Consider the following 19,881-nt stretch of genomic DNA (forward strand, 5'->3'; position numbering starts at 1 on the left):
TAGGAAAAGCAAGGTCTTGCCGCGGCCCGACGGACCGCAGCGGCAGGAGGTGGAAAGGAAGAAGCGAGGCGTCAGGATGTGTCGTTCAGCGCGGCCAGCAGGTGCCGCAACAGGCGCCCCATACCGAAGTTCCCGACCTCGCGCCCCGGCGTCTCGGTATCGACGCGGTGGATGACGACCATGTCCAGCACGGGCATGACCAGGCAATAATGCCCTCCGGCGCCGAGCGCCGCGTAACTGCCTTTCGGCGTCACCACACCGGGAAGGAAAACACCGTCACGCTCCAGCCACCACATGTAGCCATAGGCGCCCCGCGTGCCTGCGTGGGAATAGGGCATGACGCATTCGTGCACCCATCCCGCCGGCAGCACCGGCATGCCGCTCCAGAAGCCCTGTTGCAGGAAAAGCTGTCCGAAACGCGCAAGATCACGACTCGACATGCGGAACGGATAGGCGGGATGATCGCTGATCTCGAACGTCTCATGCCACCCGTCCGGCCGATCGCCGGAAAGCGAGAAATCCTCCATGCCGATCGGACCTGCGATACGCCGGTCGAAAGCTTCATGAACCGTCTCGCCGGTCAGCCGGTTGAAAATCGTTCCGAGCGCATTGAAATCCCAGTTGTTGTAGCACCAGAAGGTCCCAGGCGCATGGGAATGGCGCTTTTCCTTGATCCGGCGCATCCACGGGGTTTCGTATCCCGCCGCGTGGTAGATGCCCGAACGAGCGGTCAGGAGATCGTAGACGGTCGCCTGCTTCTCAACCTCGCTCAAGCCCTCGCGATCGTCGATGCCAAGGCTCTCCAGCGTCGCGGACAGGTCGATCCGGCCGCTTTCGACCTCGAATCCGATCAGCGCGGCCAGGAAACTCTTGCGCATGGAATGGCAAAGGAATTTCCTCGCCGGATCGCCGAGCGACAGGGCGATTTTGCCGTGACGGACGACCAGCAGCATGTCGGTCGGCTGCGACGCCGCGCAAGCGCGAACGGCCTCCAGCCCTCGCGGATGGAACCCTGCCTCGCCTTCGCCGGCGTGCCATCCCCATGTCTCGCCGGGATTGTCCGCGCGGCCTGCTTTCGGTATCGCCCCCACATTCATGCCTCGACCTCCGTGCGGCGGGCGACGGCCTCGATGCTGGCCTGCAGGAACTTCCGCGTATAGTCCTCCCTTGCCTGCGACTGGCGGATCTGCTGGGCGCTAAGCTCCTCGATGATCTGCCCCTGATGCATGACGCCGGCGCGCTCGCAGATATGCGCAACGACGGCGAGATCATGCGACACCATCAGATAGGTGAGATCCCGCTCCAACCGCAACCGCTTCAGCAGGTTGAGGATTTCGGCCTGCACCGAAACGTCGAGCGCCGAGGTCGGCTCGTCGAGAAGCAGGATCTCCGGCTCGATGATGAGCGCCCGGGCAATCGCCACGCGCTGCCGCTGGCCACCGGAAAGCTCGTGCGGATAACGATAGCGGAAGGAAGGACCGAGGCCCACGGCATCCAGCGTCTCGGCGATGCGTTCGGAATGCCTGTCGAAACCATGTATGGCAAGCGGCTCGGCCAGCACCCGCTCGACGATCTTGCGCGGATGCAGGCTGCCGTAGGGGTCTTGGAAAACCATCTGCACCCGGCGGAAGAAATCCTTGTCGCGCTTTTTGGGCAGCTCGCGGTCGCGCAGGAGGAAAGCCCCGTCATATTCGCCGTTCAGGCCGGAAAGCGCGCGCAGGATCGTCGATTTGCCGCAGCCGGATTCACCGATCAGGCCATAGGCTTCCCCCTTGCGGATGTGAAACGACACGTCATCAACAACACGCGTGCGAGCCGTCTGCGAACCGAAGCTGACGGACAGCCCCACCGCCTCTATCAGGAACCGACTGACGTCACTCATGCCAGAACTCCGTTTCGATAGACAGGTCCATTGAGCCAGGCCGCATCCCGCACCGGCACCTTCAACTCCTCGACCGGATGATCGAGACGCGGCAGGCTTTCGAGAAGCGCCTGCGTGTAGGGGTGGCGTGCCTTGTGCAGATCGCCGGCGGGGAGATCCTCCATGATCCTGCCGGCATACATGACCAGAACCCGGTCACAGAAGCTGGCGACGAGGTTGAGATCATGGCTGATGAACATCAGGCCCGTGCCTCGCCGGCTGACCAGTTCATCCAGGATCGTCAGGACCTGGCGGCGCACCGTCACGTCCAGCGCCGAGGTCGGCTCGTCGGCGATGATCAGGTCCGGTTCCGGGATCAGCATCATGGCGATCATGATACGTTGTCCCATGCCGCCGGAGACTTCATGCGGGAAGAGGTGGAAGACGCGCTCCGGGTCGCGGATATGAACGGCTTCCAGCATGGCAAGCGCCCTGGTCTTCGCCTCGGCGGGTTGCACCCTGTGATGCAGGCGATAGGCCTCGACGATCTGGTTGCCGATGCGCATCAGGGGATTCAGCGAATATTTCGGGTCCTGCAGGATCATCGAAATGTGGTTGCCGCGGATCGTCCGCATCTTCCTTTCGCTGGCTTCCAGCAGATCGATATCGCGAAACCGCATGTGCGTGGCGCTGATCTTCGCGCCCTTCGGAGTCAACTTGAGCAGCGAGCGCCCCGTCAGCGACTTTCCGGAACCGGATTCGCCGACGATGCCGACCTTCTCGCGGCCGATGGTAAAGGAAATGCCCCTCACCGCCTCGTGGCTTCCATGGGCGCTTTCAAACCGGATTCTGAGATCCTTCACATCGATGAGCGGTTTATCCATGGCGGGGGTCCAGAATGTCGCGCAGTCCGTCGCCGAAGAGGTTGAAGGCGAGACTGGTCAGGAGAATTGCGGAGCCGGGAATAGCGGCGATCCACCAGCTGGTCATGACGAATTCGCGACCCGACGAGAGCATCGTGCCCCATTCCGGGCTTGGCGGCTGCGCGCCGAGGCCGAGAAAGCCAAGCCCCGCGGCGGTCAGGATGATGGCCGCCATGTTGAGTGTCACGCGCACGACGACCGAGGGAATGCACATCGGCATGATATGGCCGAAGATGATCCGCAGGCTCGAAGCCCCCTGCAGGCGAACGGCCGCGATATAGTCCGACTTGCGGATGGTCAGCGTCTCGGCGCGTGCAAGACGCGCGATCGGCGGCCAGGACGCAAGCGAGATCGCGATGATGGCGTTCTGGATGCCAGGTCCGAGAGCCGCCACGAAAGCCAGTGCGAGAATGAGGTTCGGGAAGGCAAGAAAGACATCGACGATACGCATCAGCACCGTATCGACCCAGCCGCCGAGGTAACCCGCGGTCGTGCCGACCAGAAGGCCGATCGGCGCGACGATGACGGTCGTCAGAAGCGCGATGTAGAGCGTGATGCGCGCACCGTATATCAGGCGGCTGTAGACGTCGCGGCCAAGTTCGTCGGTGCCGAGCCAGTGTTCCGCTGACGGAGCAAGGAGGCGCATGGCGAGATTCTGCTCGTAGATGTCATGGGTCGCAAGCAGCGGCGCCAGAAGCGCGGCCGTGAGAATGGCCAGAATGACGCAGATGCCGAACAACGCGGGCACGTTGGATCGCAGCCGCCAGGCCTTCTGCCAGAGCTGCTGCATGCGCGCGTGAAATGGCGATGTGGGAACCGGCGCCTGCAGCCATGCGAGGAGGCCGGAGGAAGGGACGTTCGGGGACGTCATGGCTTTGTCGGTCATGGCTGCCTCACCGGGTTCTGGGGTCGAAGACGCGATAGAGGAGATCGCAGAAGAGATTGAGGGATACGAAGATGATGCCGACCAGCAGCGAGCACCCGACGACGGCGTTCATGTCGCCGACCAGCAGCGCGTTGGTCAGATACCGGCCGAAACCGGGCCAGGCAAAGACGGTCTCGGTCAGCACGGCGCCTTCGAGGAGGAAGGCATAGGACAGGGCGACCACTGTCACGACCTGGACGGCGACGTTGCGAAAGGCATGCACCCAGACGGTCCGCCCCCAGGAGAGGCCCTTCACGCGGGCGGTCACGATATATTCCTGGCCGAGCTGCTCGATCATGAAGCTGCGGGTCATCCGGCTGATATAGGCAAGGGCGCCAAAGCCGAGGATGGAAGCCGGCAGGATGATGTGGCCGAAGACGTTGCGGAAGACTTCCCACTTGCCCTGGACCACCGTGTCGATCAGGTAGAAGCCGGTGATCGGCTCGATGTCGAATTCGTAGATGAAGTCGATCCGCCCGGGACCGCCTATCCAGCCGAACGTCGCGTAGAAGAGCACCAGCCCCATGAGCCCGAGCCAGAAATTAGGCGCCGAATAACCGATCAGGCCGGTGAACCGGATCGCCTGGTCGATCCAGGAACCGCGATACATCGCAGCGACGACACCGGCGGGAATACCGAGCCCGGTGCCGATGATGATCGCCAGGGTCGCAAGCTCGATCGTGGCCGGAAATACCCGCGCGATATCCTCGACCACGGGCTTGCCCGTGGTCAGCGCCTGGCCGAAATCGAGCGAGAGGATGCCCTTCACGTAGACGCCGAACTGGTACCAGAGCGGCTTGTCCATGCCGAGCGCACGGGACATCTTCTCATAGGCTTCCTGGGTCGCATTGTCGCCCAGAATGGAGGCGACGGGATCGATCGGCAGCATTCTGCCGATGAAGAAGGTCAGGGCCGCAAGACCGAACAGGGTGACGAAGACCGGCAGCAGCGTCCTGCCCGCAATCTTCAGCGCGACGACAAGGGGATTTGGTTTGACCACGTCCCCCGCATCGCTGCGGGGAACGGAGTGGACGATGTCCGCCATGAGCCTGCCTCCCTTATTTGGAGACGACGTCGTAGTAGACGCGGAAACCGTTCCAGGTCCAGTTCTTGACCTTGTCGCTCATGCCGAGAATGTTATACATCTGGAACATGATGGCCATCGGACCCTGTTCCATGACATCCTTCTGCAGCGCGTAGTAGATCTGGTTGCGCTTGTCCGGATCGCCTTCAAGAAGCGCCTGCTGGATACGTTTGTTGAACTCTTCGTTCTGATAGGCGGAGCGCCAGGCCGGAATCTGGGTCAGCTTGGCTTCCGGGCGATTGTCCGGATTGTAAACGAGGCGGGATGCATTGCCGTGCGCGTCCGGAACACCGGTCTGCCATGCCAGCATGCCGGTCTGGAATTCGCGGCCGCGAATGCGGCTGAAAAGCTGGGCATTGGCCATGCGCTCCAGGTTGAGCTTGACGCCGACCTTCGAGGCGTTCTGCTGGATGCTCTGGGCGATCGGGGCGGAATGCGGCAAGGTGCCGAACAGGACGCTGGCCTCGAAGCCATTGGGATAACCGGCTTCCGCCAGGAGAGCCCTGGCCTTTTCCAGATCAAGCTTGAAAGGCTGGCCTTCCTCGGCATCCAGGGCGCCGACGGCGCCGAGCTGGGCAAAGCTGGCGCGCGGTACGCCGAGATAGGTCATGACCGACTTCGCAAGCCCGTCGTAATCGATCAGGTAGCGCATGGCGAGGCGTACCTTGTCGTTCTTGAAGATCGGGTCGGCCGCATTGAAGGTCCAGAAAAAGAGCTGCGGCTTCAGCACGCGCTCGATCTTGAGGCCCGGCTTGCCGTCGAGGTCGGCCAGATCGTCCGGCGACAGGTCACGGGCAATGTCGACGTCGCCCTGCGTCAGCAGCAGGCGCTGGGTGCCCGGTTCCGCCACATGGCGGATCAACACACGTTTCAGCTTCGGCTTTTCGCCGTAGTACTCGTCGTTGGCCTGCAGAACGATGGACTCGGCAGCATTCCACTGGACCAGGCGGTAGGGGCCGACGCAGGCCGTGTTGGTCGCCAGGTACTTGTTGCCCATGTCGCCGTTGATCTCCTTGGACACGAGCGTCTTCATATCCAGGAGCGCCGACACGCGGTTCGCGCCGATGGCCTGCAGGATGAGATTGGTCGGATAGGGGTTGTCAAGCTTCAGGACCAGCGTGCTGTCGTCGGACGCAACAATGCGATCCTTCACATTGTCCTTGCTGAACCCATATTCGGTCAGGGTCGAGGCATTGCCGTATCCCAGCAGGACCACGCGCTGCATGGACCAGGCGAGTTCCCTGGCGGTCGCCGGCGAGCCGTCCGGGAACTTCAGGTTCCCGTTGAGATGGAAGGTGATCTGCTCGCGATCCTCCGAGACATCCCAGCTCTTCGCCAGCAGCGGCGCGACCTTGGATTCGTCCTTCGGATCGAAATCCACCAGGGAATCGCAAGTGTTCTGGATCAGCTCGTTGGTGACGACCTCACCGACCTGCGCCGGATCGAACGTGCTGATGGCATCGATATTCCAGGCCACGACAAGCGCCGAATCCGGCGTGGCCGCCAAGGCAGGCAGGCTGATCGAGGAGAGGAGGGTTGCAGCCGCGGCGGCGGCGATAGTACGGCCTTTGGCAAAGTTCTTCGTAATCATGCTTTCAGTTCCCCTTTTTTTGAATCTCAAGCTCTGATAGATTGTCCGAGGGCATTGGCCGCCCCGGTATTTTCCTTGTCAGGCGGCCTCCTTCGGCCGCGGCTGGAGCGGCGGGTTCACCTCGGGCGGAATGGGGCATACGTACGGCGTCTTGCCGACACGCGCCTGATGATCCTTCTTTGCCGCGGCGAGCAGATCGCCGTCGCTGAGGACATCGATCGCCGTCGCGGCCATCATCTTGGCGGCATGGGTCATGCCCTTGTGGGCGGCCGGCATCTTGCCCTGTGCCGTCACCTGCCAGGAATGGCCCGGCGTGCCGATGGCGATCGTCGCGGCATGCGCCTGAACGGTCGGCATGACCCAGCTCACATCGCCGACATCCGTCGAGCCGATCATCGGCTCGCCATCGACATCGAGCGGCACGACGAAATCGCAGAGCGGGGTGTTTTCACGGCGCGGCAGGCCGACGCGAAGATAGGCGTTGTCGATATCCTCCTCGCTCAGCGTCGCCTGAATCCTGGCCGCAAAGGCCTTGTCCCCGGCATCGAACGGGACCGGGCCGAGACGCTCCAGGTTCCTCTGCATCGCTTCTTCCAGCGGCCGGTTCGGCAGCAGATTGGACACAGCGCTCATGATGGAGATGTCGACCTTGGTGCCGGTCATCATGGCGGCGCCAAGCGCCACCTGCTTCACACGCTCGTTGAGATCCATCATGCCCTTGAGGTCGCGGGAGCGGATGGCATAGCGGACAGCAGCCGTCGCCTGCACGACGTTCGGCGCGATGCCGCCGGAATCGAGCATCGCGTAGTGGATACGGCTGTCGGCCGGCACATGCTCGCGCAAGTAATTGACGCCGACATTCATCAGTTCGACGGCATCGAGCGCGGAGCGACCGAGATGCGGCGCCGCCGCGGCATGCGAGGCGCGGCCGGTAAATCGGAAGTCCATGCGCGTATTGGCGAGCGACAACGCCCGCGCGACCTCGGTGAAGGCGCTCGGATGCCAGGTGATGGCAATGTCCACGCCGTCGAAGGCACCCTCACGGGCCATGAAGGACTTTGCGGCGCCACCCTCCTCGGCCGGGCAGCCGTAATAGCGCACGCGGCCTGGCTTGCCGGATTGCGCCAGCCAGTCCTTGATCGCCGTTGCGGCCAGCATGGCGGCCGACCCGAGCAGGTTGTGACCGCAACCGTGGCCATGGCCATTGCCCGGCAGCGGACGCGGCTCAGCGACACCCGCCTCCTGGCTCAGCCCCGGCAGAGCGTCGTATTCACCCAGAATGGCGATGATCGGACCACCCTCGCCGGCCTCTCCCATCACCGCCGTCGGAATGCCGCCTACGTTTTCGGTCACGCGGAAACCCTGCCGGCGCAGCATGGCGGCATGTTCGACTACGGAGCGGTATTCCGTGTAGGCGATCTCCGGCATGCCCCAGACGCGGTCGCTCAAGGCTTCGAACTCCGCCCTGTGCTGATCGACGAGATCCCAGATAGGCTCACTGTTCTGCATTGCTCAAATTCTCCAGTACGCTTGCTGTCAAAGGTGTTCTTCAAGGAAGCGGGCGAAGACCGAAAAGACCTTCAGGCGGTTTTCGCGGCGGGCAAAACCGTGTCCTTCATGATCGATCCGCAGGTATTCGCACTGATGTCCAAGCCCGCTGAGGCAGGAATAGATGTTCTCGCTCTCGCCGATCGGCACGCGCGGATCGCGATTGGCGTGTACGATGAGCAGCGGCGCCTTCATGCGGCCGATCCGGTTGATCGGAGAGAATCGCTCCAGCGCCTGACGCATCACGGCCGGATCGCCGTATTCGGCAACACGCTGCTGACGCCCCCAGGGGCCGGTGGCGAGAAGATGGGTGAGGAAATTGCCGATGCCGTAGAAATCGACGCCAAGCGCCCACAGGTCCGGGTCCTCGGTCAGGGCGGAAAGCACCATGAAGCCGCCATAGGATCGGCCGAAGACACCGATGCGCCTGTCGTCCACATCGCCGCGTGCACCGATGGCGAGCCGGATGGCGCGCAGGTCGGCCACGGCGTCCATCCGCCTTTCGCGGTCGTCGAGCTCGTGCCAGGCGCGTCCATAACCGGTGCTGCCGCGTACATTGGGCGCCACAACCATGACGCCCTGTGACAGCAGGAACTGCACATCCGCGCGAAAATCCGGCTTCCACTGCATCTCGGGGCCGCCATGCACGATGAAAAGTACCGGGTAGCCCCCGGCCGGCGGCGGCGCCGCCGGCCGGTAGACGCAGGCGGGAACCATGCGTCCATCGAAACTTTCAAAACGCTCCACGACCGGCTCCGGGAAGGAGCGCGTCTCCAGACCTTTGGTATCCGCCGCAACAAGCGACTCAACCTGCCCGCTCTCCAGGTCCAGTTTCCAGATGCCCGGCGGCGACACGGCGCTTTCAAGGGGGAAAACGAGGGCCCGGCCATCGGGCGTGAATGCCACGGATGCGATAACGCCGGCCGGCTGCCTTTCGAAGACCTGCAATTCGCTGCCGTCGCGATTGCAGAGGCCAATGCGGGTCCAGCCTTCTTCGTTGACCAGGAACGCAATGCGCTGCTGATCGGGCGACAGCGCCAGCGCCTCGACATCGCGCTCCGGCATGTCAATGACAGGCGTAGTCTCACCACCCTCCGCCGGGAAGAAGCGGATACCCATGCGGTCGCTGCCCTGATCGCAGACCGTGAGCCCGCCGCTAGCATCCTTGAAGAGACGTGCAGCAAGATAGCGCGCCCTTCCCCCATGCGGCATGAGCGGCGTCAGCGCTCCGCTTTCGATGTCCAGGCGATACATGTCCTGATCGTTTCCGGAGCGCAGCGATTCCCGCACGAGCAACGACTTGCCGTCCGGGAAAAACGCAAGGACCTCCCGCATGCCGCGGCCGGCATGGATCACAGCCGTCTCCCGCGTCGCGATCTCCATGACGTGGATATCCATGTCATGGGGCGAACGCGCGTTCGAAGCATAGGCTATGCTCTGGCCGTCGGGAGACCATGCTCCCCAGAGATGTACCACGCCCTGCGCTTCGGTCAGCGCGACAGGCGGCATGGTGATATCGGGCAGAAACCAGAGCTGATGGCGCTCGTCGCCGCCGCAATCCATGGTGAAGAGGATTTCAGTCCCTTTCGGATTGAAGGCAAAGGCGCCGACCGGCTCCGGCATGTCCGTGATCTGCCGCGCCTCTCCGCCCACAAACGGCCTGATCCAGATCTGACTGAAGCCACTCGTGTCGGCGAGACAGGCGAGCCATTTCCCATCAGGCGACACGGCCGGCGACTTCGCCGAACCGATATCAAGAAAGGGCATGATCGCCGCGGAGTCAAAAGTCTGCGTCATCGCGACAGATGCTCCCCCTTCGGGGACGGCTCAGCAACCAGGCGGTCGCGCAGCCGTTCCGCTGCAGCCCTCAGTTCATCGAAGATCGGACCCTTGGTGGACTGGTGATTGGCTTCCGTGACGATGGAAAAGCCGGCTTCCGGCCAGGCGCGATGCAGACGCCATGCCGAAAGCATGGGCGTAACCGTGTCATAGCGACCGTGCACGATCTGGCACGGAAGATGACGAATCCTGTCAAGGTCGCGAAGCAATTGGCCGGGAGCGAGAAACGCTTCATTCATGCAGTAATGGGTGAACAGCCTCGCGACGGCGAGTGCCGCCTTGGGCTCCATGAGAGCCGCAACGTGGACGGGGTCGGGCAGGAACGTCTGCGTCTTTGCGGAGAAGCCTCTGAGGCTGAGGGCGGCGGCGGCCTCTTCGGCGGGATTGCCGCTGGTCAGCCGCCGGTAATAGGCGGAGAGCAGGCTTCCGCGTTCCTCCTCCGGAATGAAGCCGGCGAATTCCTCCCATTGATCCGGGAAGATCGCACGGACGCCGTTGAACCACCAGTCGATGTCGTCCTGCCCGCCGAGGAATATGCCGTGCAGCCGGAAACCAAGACAGCGCTCCGGATGGGTCTGGCCATAGACGAGCGCCAGACAACTGCCCCAGGAGCCGCCGGCCACAAGCCAGCGGTCGATGCCCAGCCTGCTGCGAACGGCTTCGATATCGGCGACAAGCGCGGCAGTCGTGTTGTTGACGATACTGGCATGGGGGATGGACAGCCCCGCCCCGCGCTGGTCGAAGGCGACGATGCGAAATATCGAGGGATCGAAAGTCTCGACCTGCCTGCGAGAGATGCCGGCACCTGGCCCGCCGTGCAGAATGACGACCGGAACGCCATCGCGGGCGCCATATTCCTCGACATGGAGATGATGAATGTCATCAACCTTCAAGGAAAAGCTGAGTCTTGCTTGTGGTTCCTGCATTGCGAGACGCCCACCATCCACAAATACGCAACAGGTCGCAGATCGCCCACAAATTAGGCAAGGCGATATTTTGGGCATGATGGTGCAGATCAGCCGAGGCGTCTAATGCTAAATGCAAATACCCCATTCCAAATCGGAATAGTTTTAAGGCGTCGGGGTCGCGCGACGGAGATCATCGCCGATTGCCGGATCGACCGAGATGCGGAGACCTCTTCGCTCGACCCGATTGGCGGCCCGGATCGGATAGTTCACCATGGACGATGCCTATGACGGCAAACCGGGCAACAAGCACCATGCCTCCGCAGCAATGCCCGGCAGGAGGGAATTTCCCATAAAATGCCCGGACGCGGCTGATGGGCTGCGGCCGGGCAAGAAGCCTTGTCGATCAGGCGAGATCGAAACGGTCGGCGTTCATGACCTTGTTCCAGGCGGCGACGAAGTCCTTCACGAACTTCTCCCCGGCGTCGGACTGGCCGTAGATTTCCGCGAAGGCGCGAAGCTGCGAATGCGAGCCGAAGATCAGGTCGACGCGGGTGCCGGTCCACCGGGCGGCGCCCGTCTTGCGGTCGGTCCCCTGGTAGACGCCCTGCTTGCCGGCCACCGGAGCCCATACAGTGCCCATGTCGAGCAGGTTGACGAAGAAGTCGTTCGTCAGCGTCTCGGGACGTGAGGTGAAGACACCATGTTCCGGCTGCCCGGCCTTCAGCACGCGCAGGCCGCCGACGAGGACCGTGAGTTCCGGTCCGGTCAGCGTCAGCAACTGGGCGCGATCGACGAGAGCCTCTTCCGGCTTCATGAACTGCTTGCGGCTGCCGTTCACATAGTTGCGGAAACCGTCGGCGCGAGGCTCCAGCGCCGCGAAGGATGCGGCATCCGTCTGCGCGTCGGACGCATCCGTGCGACCCGGCGTGAACGGCACGGTGACGTCCTGTCCGCCTGCCTTCGCCGCCTTCTCGACACCGGCCGCGCCGGCAAGCACGATGAGGTCGGCGAGCGAGATCTTCTTGCCCCCGGCCTGGGCGGCATTGAAGCCCCGCTGGATGCCTTCGAGAACGCCGAGAACCCTGGCGAGCTGGGCCGGCTGGTTGACCTCCCAGTCCTTCTGCGGGGCAAGGCGGATGCGCGCGCCGTTGGCGCCGCCGCGCTTGTCGGAACCGCGGAAGGTCGAGGCGGAAGCCCAGGCCGTCGAAACCAGTTCCTGCACGGAAAGACCGGTTGCGAGAACCTTGGCCTTCAGGTCGGCCACATCCCTGTCATCGACGAGCGGATGGTCGACGGCCGGGATGACGTCCTGCCAGATCAGGTCCTCGGCCGGCACTTCCGGGCCGAGATAACGGGCCTTCGGACCCATGTCGCGGTGGGTGAGCTTGAACCAGGCGCGGGCGAAGGCATCCGCGAACTGGTCCGGATTTTCGAGGAACCGGCGCGAGATCTTCTCGTAGACCGGGTCGAAGCGCAGCGACAGGTCGGTCGTCAGCATGGTCGGCAGCTTCTTCCTCGACGGGTCGAAAGCGTCCGGAACGGAGGCCTCGGCATTCTTCGCAACCCACTGCTTGGCGCCGGCCGGGCTCGCGGTCAGCTCCCATTCGTAGGCGAACAGGTTCTCGAAGAAGTAGTTGCTCCATTTCGTCGGCGTCTGCGTCCAGGTGACTTCCGGGCCGCCCGTGATCGCGTCCTTGCCGACGCCCGTGCCGAACGTGCTCTTCCAGCCGAGGCCCTGGTCCTCGATCGCACCGCCTTCCGGCTCCGCGCCGACGAGCGACGGATCGCCCGCACCATGCGTCTTGCCGAAGGTGTGGCCGCCGGCGATCAGCGCCACGGTCTCCTCGTCATTCATCGCCATGCGCGCGAAGGTCTCGCGAATGTCGCGGGCGGCGGCGATCGGATCGGGATTGCCGTTCGGGCCTTCCGGGTTGACGTAGATCAGGCCCATCTGCACGGCGCCGAGGGGCTCTGCGAGCTCGCGTTCGCCGCTATAGCGTTCGTCGCCGAGCCAGGTGCCCTCCGGCCCCCAGAACAGCTCTTCCGGCTCCCATACGTCGGCACGGCCGCCGGCGAAACCGAAGGTCTTGAAGCCCATGGATTCGAGCGCGACGTTGCCGGTGAGGATCAGAAGGTCGGCCCAGGAAATTCTGTTGCCGTATTTCTGCTTGATCGGCCAGAGCAGGCGGCGGGCCTTGTCGAGGTTGGCGTTGTCCGGCCAGCTGTTGAGCGGGGCGAAACGCTGCTGGCCCTGGCCGGCGCCGCCGCGGCCGTCGGTGATGCGGTATGTGCCGGCGCTGTGCCAGGCCATGCGGATGAAGAGGCCGCCGTAGTGACCGAAGTCGGCCGGCCACCAGTCCTGGCTATCCGTCATCAGCGCATGAAGGTCCTTCTTCACCGCGTCGAGATCGAGCTTCTTGAACTCCTCGGCATAGTCGAACGCCTTCCCCAGGGGGTCGGCGAGGCCGGAATTCTGGTGAAGGATCTGGACGTTCAGCTGGTTGGGCCACCAGTCGCGGTTGGTTCTGCCGCCGGGCGCGTGCGCCACGGGACATTTGCCGGCATTCTCGCTAGATTTCGCATCCATGACTTTATCTCCTTCGTTGCTTCGATTGTCTGCCGTCCAAAAGGAAGCGCCGCCTCCCGAATTTGCCCGGTTCAGCTGCGCCGCTTCGGCTGTCGCCCCACCTCGTTGAAGGCACGATCAAGCCAGCGCATATCCTCCCCTGCAACTTTCATATCGGAAGGCGTCCATAAATTTAAGTTGGATTTACTGATCGCTGCGATAAGCTGGAGTTATGAAAAACCTTACACTGAAACAGCTTCGTTATTTTGAAGCCCTGGCGCGGGGCGGACGCTTCCGGCGCGCGGCCGAGGCATGCGCGATTTCCCAGCCTGCATTGTCGATGCAGATCAAGGAACTCGAGCAGGAGCTGGGCAGCGAACTCTTCGAGCGAAGCGCGAGAGAGGTGAAGCTGACGGCCTTCGGCCAGACTTTCGCGCTGCGCGTCCGCGACATTCTCCGCGCCGTGGACGAACTGGGAGACCTGGCGCGTGCCTCGCGGGCGCCTTTCCTGGCGCACCTGCGCATCGGCATCATTCCAACGATCGCGCCATACCTGCTGCCGGCGATCATAAACGACCTGAACAGGACATTCGAGGGTATTCAGATCGACATACGCGAGACGCTGACCGGAAAGCTGGTCCAGGAACTGGTGCAGGGCGAGCTGGACATGGCCATCGTCGCCCTGCCCGTGTCCGAACCCTCGCTCAGCGAGCTCAAGCTGTTCGAGGAGGAGTTCGTGCTGGTCCGCCGGCGCGAGGACGAGGGCAAGCCGACCCCGGAACGCGAGGCGCTGCGCGAAATGCGGCTGCTTCTGCTCGAGGAAGGCCATTGCTTTCGCGACCAGGCCCTGTCGTTCTGCAAGATAGGCGCGGCCCGTCCGCGCGAGGTCATGGAGGGCAGTTCCCTGTCCACGCTGGTCCAGATGGTCAGCGCCGGCATCGGCATCACCTTGATCCCGGAAATCGCGGTGCCGATGGAAATGCGCTCGGCGCATGTTTCGATCTCCCGCTTCGAGCCTCCCCGGCCATCGCGGACGGTCGGGATGATCTGGCGCAATTCGACGCCCCTGGTCAAACAGTTCCTGCGGATCTCGGACGTGGTCCGCCAGTCGGCCGACACCATGCGCGGACGGCCTGCCGCCCGATGACAGGCCAAGGGATCACCACGGAATCGGGAATCAATTGAAACGCCATGCCGCCGATCGTTCCCGCACGGATCGGGACCCCGGCCGTGGCGGCGTGTCGCTACGTATTTCTCCTAAGCGAAAATTCTCCAGCAAGAGTTGCATGTGCCCTTAGTTTATATCAGTGTGTGTTCATATTGGAGGCTACCGCAATGGATCAAAAGAAACCGAACCCAATCGATGTACACGTCGGCTCAAGAATCCGGCTGAGACGCGCCATGTTGAGGATGTCTCAGGAGAAACTGGCCGACGGTCTTGGGATCACCTTTCAACAAGTGCAGAAATACGAGAAGGGAAGCAACCGGGTCGGTGCCAGCCGCCTCCAGCACATCGCCTCCATTCTGGGCGTACCCGTCAGTTACTTCTTCACCGATGCGCCGAACGGCTCGCCGCTGGCCGATGGCAAGCCCGCGATGCAAGCGGAGGATGCCGTGGCCGCCTTCCTGGCGACCAAGGAGGGAATGGAGCTCAATCTCGCGTTCCAGAGGGTCGCGAATGCGAAACTGCGCCAGAACATCGTCCAGCTGGTCAAGTCCCTGGGACGTCCGACGGAAGTGGATCACGATCAAACGGACCCACGCTCCGCGGGTTAGCGGATATTTCCGTTGCTTCGGCTGGTGACATTCGGCGGCCTCTGGCTGGCCGATGACGAAAAGGGAACAGTGCCTTTACCACAGAAGGCGCTGTTTGCCCTGTGCTACATACTGGCAAGCGGCGAAGCCCAGCTGCCTCGGGATTATCTCGCGCGGCTGCTTTGGGCAGGCGATCAGGAATCCGCGAAGATCAACTTCCGCAAGATGATCGAGCGGGTGCGTAAATGCACCGCGGACGGCTGGCCGGTTCCGCTCGATTTCACCGCCTCGACCGCAGGCCTCTCCGCAGAGCCTGTCGAGGCGGATTTCTCCGTCTTTTCCGCCGGTCCCGAACCGTTGTCCCGGCTGAGGGCGATTTCGAAGCTCCTGACGCGTCAGTTCCTGGACGAACCCAACCTGCCGCCCGGGCTGAGGGCATGGGCCGAGAAGCAGAGGTCGGCGCAATGGGAGATCTTCCGGGAGGTCTCCATCGACGCGCAGGCCGCAGCGGCCGGCCGGCCCGATTGGGCCATCATCAAGGACAGCGCAAAGCAGCTTCTCGAACGCGACCCGAACGATGTCGCCATTCGCGAGTTGCTGGTCGAGGCCCACCGGAACGGCGGAGGGGTAAACAGCATCGCGCGCTATGCCGGCGGCGCCGAATTTGCCCTGCCCGTCGCCACGGCGGTTGCGCCCCCGGCAATGTCGCCGGAACTGCCCCGGCTGGTTCTGCTTCCGCCCCCGGAAGCGGAAGAGAATTCCGCCTATCCCGCCCGCGCGCTGCTGGAAGACATCACCATCAGCCTTTGCTCCCTGAGGACGGTGGCGGTCGTCGCCCCCTACACGGCCGCCCGCATCCGGCAGGACGGAGACAAGATCGCGCAGCTCGAGAGACATTCCATCTCCTACGTCATCGATACGAGCATCAGCAGCGAAGGCCTCTTCGTCCAGATGATCTTCCTTCCGTCGGACAATGTTCTCTGGGCCGAGCGCTTCAGCCTCAGGCCCGGCTCGCTGGCCTCCCATCGCAAGCAGGTGGCGCAGATGATCGTCGCGGCGATCGGCAGCCACCTGCAGCATACCGAGATCATGCTCGCCGACTACCGGGCTCACCCGGAGGTCTACCGGTCCTATCTCGCAAGCTCGCAGCACCTCCACAGGTTCACGCTTCCCGACGTGCGCCGGGCGCGGAACGCTTTCAGGGAGACGCTGAGGATGCGCCGCGATTTCGCGCCCGCGCTGGCGGGCCTGTCCAGGACCTATTCCTGGGAATGGGTCCTGACCGCGCAGGGCGAGAGCGAACTTCTGGTCCAGGCGGAGGAGACCGCGAAAAAGGCGGTGGTGCTGGAGCCCGAACTGGCGTCGGCCCACAGGGAGCTCGGATTGTCGAGGCTCTATCTCGGCGACGTCGACAGAAGCCTCGAGGCATTCGACCGGGCGGAGGAACTGAGCCCGCATCTTGCCGACGCGGTTTGCGGATATGCCGATGCCCTGGTTCACGCATCGCGGCCCGCCGACGGGCTGGCGAAGATCACCAAGGCGATCGCCCTCAATCCGATATGCCCCGACGATTATCTCTGGATTGCGGCGGGCGCCAGCTATTTCCTGGGTGAATTCCATCAGGCAATCAGCTATATCGACCGTATGGGCGACTCCTCTTCGGCCCGGCGGCTGCTCGCAGCGAGTTATGCGATGGCCGGCGATGCCGGGAAGGCGCGCGCCCATCGCCGCAAGGCGCAGGAACTGAATCCTCATTTCGATCTGGACAAATGGCTTTCAGTGCTTCCGGTAAGGGAGCAATGGCAAAAGGACCTCTATCGCGAGGGCCTTCTCAAAGCTGGGTTTTAAGTGCCTAACCAATAGGGATCAAAGTTATGGCAAAAGTTGTAGTGATTGGACTGCCCGGAGACGATCAGCTCTATCTGGCGGATATCGACGCAGGAACCGTACAGCCCATCCAGCCGCCCTCTTCCGGACCGCTCGCCGCGGCGAACGATCTCAGGAAGGCAGGCGGGACCGTCGTCAAGGATGTCGACCTGGCCGTCGCCGTTTCCTCCTCCGAACAGGTTTTCTCCGGCGTATTCGATGGCTGAGAAACTGACGGCATGACGTCATGGAGCGCATATGCTCTCCTGACGAGACCTTCGAGCGGGTGCGTCCCTGGCTGAAAACGTTCGGGATCACCCGCCTGGGCCGTCAGACCGGCCTCGATAACATCGGCATTCCGGTCTGGTGCGCCTATACGCCAAACGCCAAATCGATCGTCGTCGCACAGGGCAAGGGACTGACCGACTCAGCCGCGAGAACCTCGGCCGCCATGGAGGCTCTCGAACGGGCCGTCGCCTGCGATCCCCGGATATCGACGAATCGGACGTCCGCATCGGCTCTTCGGAATGCCGGCGGGCGGGTGGAGTTGCTCGCGCCGCTTCTTGCCCGGAACGGGTCGCTCCCGTCGGACGGCGAGCCTGTTGCATTCGCGGCCGGCGAGGATCTCCTGACGGGCGACAGCGTCCATGTTCCCTTCGAAGCCGTTTCGCTGGACCGGACCCTGCCGAACTGCCGGTACTGGCAGTCTTCCGATGGCCTCGCATCGGGCAACACCCACGACGAGGCGGTTTTCCACGGTCTCCTCGAGCGGATAGAACGCGATGCCCATGTCCTCTGGCAGGTGCTTCCGGAAGCCAGGCAGCATTCCAGATGCCTCGATCCGAAGGCGCTGGAAGACGACGACGTCAACGCGCTCGTCGCGATGATCGAGGATGCGGGCGTCGCACTGCGCCTGTTCGACGTCACGAGCGATATCGGCATACCCTGCATCGCCGCTTTCCTTGCGGCCAAAAACGCACTGGCATCCCGTGCGCCCCGCTATGTGGACGTGACCTTCGGCTGCGGCGCCCATCCTTTCCCCGAACGCGCGGCCGTGCGCGCGCTGACCGAAGCGGCGCAATCCCGCGTCACCCATATCAGCGGTGCACGGGACGATGTGTTCCACGAAACCTACAGGCGGTCCCTGCCCGAGCGGCTGCGGCGGCTGTTTTGCGCCGATCCTTCCGGCAGGCCGCCCGCGCCCGGCCCCGAAGATCTCCAGGGGATCGGCCTGAACCTGAAACGCGCCGGCGTGACGCGGGCGATCGCAGTTCGATTGAGCGGGCCGGATCTGCCCTTCGCAGTCGCCAGGATACTGGTGCCCGAACTGGAAAATCCGGAAGGGGAGCGGCGGCAGCGATTCGGCGACAGGGCGATCGCGGCGTCGTTTGCATCATGAAGGTCGTCTTCGTCGGTCCGAGCCTCCCGGACGCGAACCGCTTCGTCGCGCATGATATCGTCATCAGGCCGCCGGCGCTGCAGGGAGACGTGCGGCTGGCGGTCGATGAAGGCGCCGAGGCCATCGGATTGATCGACGGCGCTTTCGAATATGCCGCCCCGGTATGGCACAAGGAAATTCTCTATGGCCTTTCGAAGGGTGTCGCGATGTTCGGCGCGGCGAGCATGGGCGCCCTCAGGGCCGCGGAATGTCACGCTTTCGGAATGACCGGCGTCGGCGCCATATTCGACGCCTACCTGGCCGGAACCCTGGTCGATGACGCGGACGTGGCTCTGCTGCACGGGCCGGAGGAGCTGGGATACGTTGCGATCACCGTTCCGATGGTCAACGCGTCCGCAACGCTCGCGCGGCTCCGCGACCGCGGCCTTGCCTCCGCCCGGGAGACGCATTGGCTCGCGGAAAGCGCGCGATCCCTGTTTTTCAAGGATCGCTCCTGGAAAGCGGTCGTGGCGGGCTGTGCGGAGATCGATGCCCCCCGCGCCTCCGAATTGCCGGGCATTCTCCGCGACAACTACGTCGACCAGAAGCGGGCGGACGCCATTGCGCTGCTCGACGGTCTGGGCCGGGCGACCGGGCATTCCGGCGAACCCGCCTTCACGTTCAACCGGACGTCCCTCTGGCGCGATGGGTGATTTTATCAGCCGTACGTTGTGTCACGGTGTTGTCACGCCATATGGTACTAAAATAGCTTTAGGTTATGTGCATCGCTTCGGGGGTGATGGCATGGCATGCGTGGAATTGCAGAACATTGACAGGGAAGCAGAGCTCGTCGCCCTGGCGAGACTGGTGATCTATGCGCGTGAAACGGCGCGCGGCCTGAGATCGGGCGAGGTGGAGGCGGGGCTTTCCGTCACGCTGGAAGCAATCACCAAGGAGCTGACCGGTGATATCGATATGGACGTCGCCGCAGCAGGGAAATCAGGCGAACCGACCGGCCGGCGCTACCAGTAGTGCGAATACCGCGTTCGGGGCCAGCCCGGTTGTTGCTGCTGCCAAACCGTACAAGGGGCGGCACACGAAGGGCTCGACGAGCGTCATGGGCAGAGCGCGTCGAGCCCTTACCGCAGTGTGGGGTAACCGCTTGGGGCGGACCTGCGGCAGTGGAACTGTCATAATGGCTGTGCCGAGGTCCAGTTCGGTTGGCAAGTTTAGCGAATGGTCAGTAAATTTCCACAGTTGCCCGTCAAATCACCGGAACGTCGCCGGGGCCGATGAGAGGTCGCGGCAGCGAAGGGCTCACAAATGAAGTCGGATGAGACTGGCATGATGGCCGGAATATCAGAGACGGCTTCCGCCGAAGGGGGGCCGTCGTCCTATGTCCTTCGGCTGCCTGCGCTCGCATCGCTGGCAGGAGCTTACAATTCGCGCCCGATGCGGTGGCTTGGAGTGAACATGAAGACGATCCTCGTCTCTCTGGTATTTCTGAGCGGGCTCTGGGCAAGCGGCATCGGGATTCTGCTCTACCTGCTGACCTGAGTCGCCGCGCGAACGGATGAGCGCGCCATAACATATTGAATTTACAAACGATACGCGCTTCCCTGTGCCTGGACGAGCCT

At 63.2% G+C, this 19,881-nt stretch carries 18 protein-coding genes; 8 read left to right on the forward strand and 10 right to left on the reverse strand.

The genetic code is table 11. The annotated features are described in order from the left end of the window. Positions 1 to 71 precede the first annotated feature (71 nt). The 10 genes from ACFFP0_RS06240 to katG form a co-directional block, all read right to left on the reverse strand. Positions 72 to 1,097, reverse strand: coding sequence for a serine hydrolase domain-containing protein (locus ACFFP0_RS06240; protein ID WP_377257716.1), 1,026 nt, complete (start codon positions 1,095 to 1,097; stop codon positions 72 to 74). Continuing rightward, positions 1,094 to 1,882, reverse strand: a complete 789-nt coding sequence (locus ACFFP0_RS06245; RefSeq protein WP_377257718.1) for an ABC transporter ATP-binding protein — start codon at positions 1,880 to 1,882, stop codon at positions 1,094 to 1,096. Before ACFFP0_RS06245 ends, ACFFP0_RS06240 begins: the two co-directional genes overlap by 4 nt. After that, positions 1,879 to 2,745: an ABC transporter ATP-binding protein gene (locus ACFFP0_RS06250; protein WP_377257720.1), complete on the reverse strand. Its 867-nt coding sequence runs from the start codon at positions 2,743 to 2,745 to the stop codon at positions 1,879 to 1,881. The genes ACFFP0_RS06245 and ACFFP0_RS06250 overlap by 4 nt, the downstream gene beginning before the upstream one ends. Beyond that, positions 2,738 to 3,670, reverse strand: coding sequence for a nickel transporter permease (gene nikC / locus ACFFP0_RS06255; RefSeq protein ID WP_377257722.1), 933 nt, complete (start codon positions 3,668 to 3,670; stop codon positions 2,738 to 2,740). Before nikC ends, ACFFP0_RS06250 begins: the two co-directional genes overlap by 8 nt. A 7-nt stretch (positions 3,671 to 3,677) precedes the next feature. After that, complete coding sequence (locus tag ACFFP0_RS06260) at positions 3,678 to 4,754, reverse strand: ABC transporter permease (protein WP_377257724.1); 1,077 nt, start codon at positions 4,752 to 4,754, stop codon at positions 3,678 to 3,680. A gap of 13 nt (positions 4,755 to 4,767) precedes the next feature. Further along, positions 4,768 to 6,384, reverse strand: a complete 1,617-nt coding sequence (locus ACFFP0_RS06265) for an ABC transporter substrate-binding protein (protein ID WP_377257726.1) — start codon at positions 6,382 to 6,384, stop codon at positions 4,768 to 4,770. Between the two features lie 78 nt (positions 6,385 to 6,462). Continuing rightward, entirely contained in the window at positions 6,463 to 7,893 is a 1,431-nt protein-coding gene (locus ACFFP0_RS06270) for a M20 family metallopeptidase (protein ID WP_377257728.1), read from the reverse strand. Positions 7,894 to 7,920: 27 nt separating this feature from the next. Next, positions 7,921 to 9,729 carry a prolyl oligopeptidase family serine peptidase gene (locus ACFFP0_RS06275; RefSeq protein WP_377257730.1) on the reverse strand — a complete coding sequence of 603 codons (1,809 nt, stop codon included), beginning with the start codon at positions 9,727 to 9,729 and terminating at the stop codon, positions 7,921 to 7,923. Next, positions 9,726 to 10,664, reverse strand: coding sequence for a prolyl aminopeptidase (gene pip / locus ACFFP0_RS06280; RefSeq protein WP_377257732.1), 939 nt, complete (start codon positions 10,662 to 10,664; stop codon positions 9,726 to 9,728). The genes ACFFP0_RS06275 and pip overlap by 4 nt, the downstream gene beginning before the upstream one ends. A gap of 418 nt (positions 10,665 to 11,082) precedes the next feature. Next, positions 11,083 to 13,266: a catalase/peroxidase HPI gene (gene katG / locus ACFFP0_RS06285; protein ID WP_377257734.1), complete on the reverse strand. Its 2,184-nt coding sequence runs from the start codon at positions 13,264 to 13,266 to the stop codon at positions 11,083 to 11,085. 211 nt (positions 13,267 to 13,477) lie between these two features. Between katG and ACFFP0_RS06290 the strand changes: the two genes are divergently transcribed. From ACFFP0_RS06290 to ACFFP0_RS06325, 8 genes are all read left to right on the forward strand, one after another. Beyond that, positions 13,478 to 14,392: a hydrogen peroxide-inducible genes activator gene (locus tag ACFFP0_RS06290; protein WP_377257736.1), complete on the forward strand. Its 915-nt coding sequence runs from the start codon at positions 13,478 to 13,480 to the stop codon at positions 14,390 to 14,392. A gap of 188 nt (positions 14,393 to 14,580) precedes the next feature. After that, positions 14,581 to 15,021, forward strand: a complete 441-nt coding sequence (locus tag ACFFP0_RS06295) for a helix-turn-helix domain-containing protein (RefSeq protein ID WP_377257738.1) — start codon at positions 14,581 to 14,583, stop codon at positions 15,019 to 15,021. 12 nt (positions 15,022 to 15,033) lie between these two features. Further along, complete coding sequence (locus ACFFP0_RS06300) at positions 15,034 to 16,848, forward strand: peptide antibiotic resistance protein (RefSeq protein WP_377257740.1); 1,815 nt, start codon at positions 15,034 to 15,036, stop codon at positions 16,846 to 16,848. A gap of 26 nt (positions 16,849 to 16,874) precedes the next feature. Continuing rightward, on the forward strand, positions 16,875 to 17,093 hold the full coding sequence (locus ACFFP0_RS06305; protein ID WP_377257742.1) for a hypothetical protein: 219 nt from the start codon (positions 16,875 to 16,877) through the stop codon (positions 17,091 to 17,093). A 20-nt stretch (positions 17,094 to 17,113) separates the two neighbouring features. Then, a complete protein-coding gene (locus ACFFP0_RS06310) occupies positions 17,114 to 18,265 on the forward strand; it encodes a YcaO-like family protein (protein ID WP_377257744.1) in 1,152 nt (383 codons plus the stop codon). After that, the gene (locus ACFFP0_RS06315) at positions 18,262 to 18,957 is read left to right on the forward strand and encodes a TfuA-like protein (RefSeq protein ID WP_377257746.1); all 696 of its coding nucleotides are present in this window, start codon (positions 18,262 to 18,264) and stop codon (positions 18,955 to 18,957) included. Before ACFFP0_RS06310 ends, ACFFP0_RS06315 begins: the two co-directional genes overlap by 4 nt. Before the next feature lie 91 nt (positions 18,958 to 19,048). Further along, on the forward strand, positions 19,049 to 19,276 hold the full coding sequence (locus ACFFP0_RS06320) for a hypothetical protein (protein WP_377257748.1): 228 nt from the start codon (positions 19,049 to 19,051) through the stop codon (positions 19,274 to 19,276). Positions 19,277 to 19,591: 315 nt separating this feature from the next. Continuing rightward, the gene (locus ACFFP0_RS06325; RefSeq protein WP_377257750.1) at positions 19,592 to 19,801 is read left to right on the forward strand and encodes a hypothetical protein; all 210 of its coding nucleotides are present in this window, start codon (positions 19,592 to 19,594) and stop codon (positions 19,799 to 19,801) included. Positions 19,802 to 19,881 lie beyond the last annotated feature (80 nt).

This window comes from Neorhizobium puerariae, assembly GCF_042429745.1.
GTDB lineage: Bacteria > Pseudomonadota > Alphaproteobacteria > Rhizobiales > Rhizobiaceae > Neorhizobium > Neorhizobium puerariae.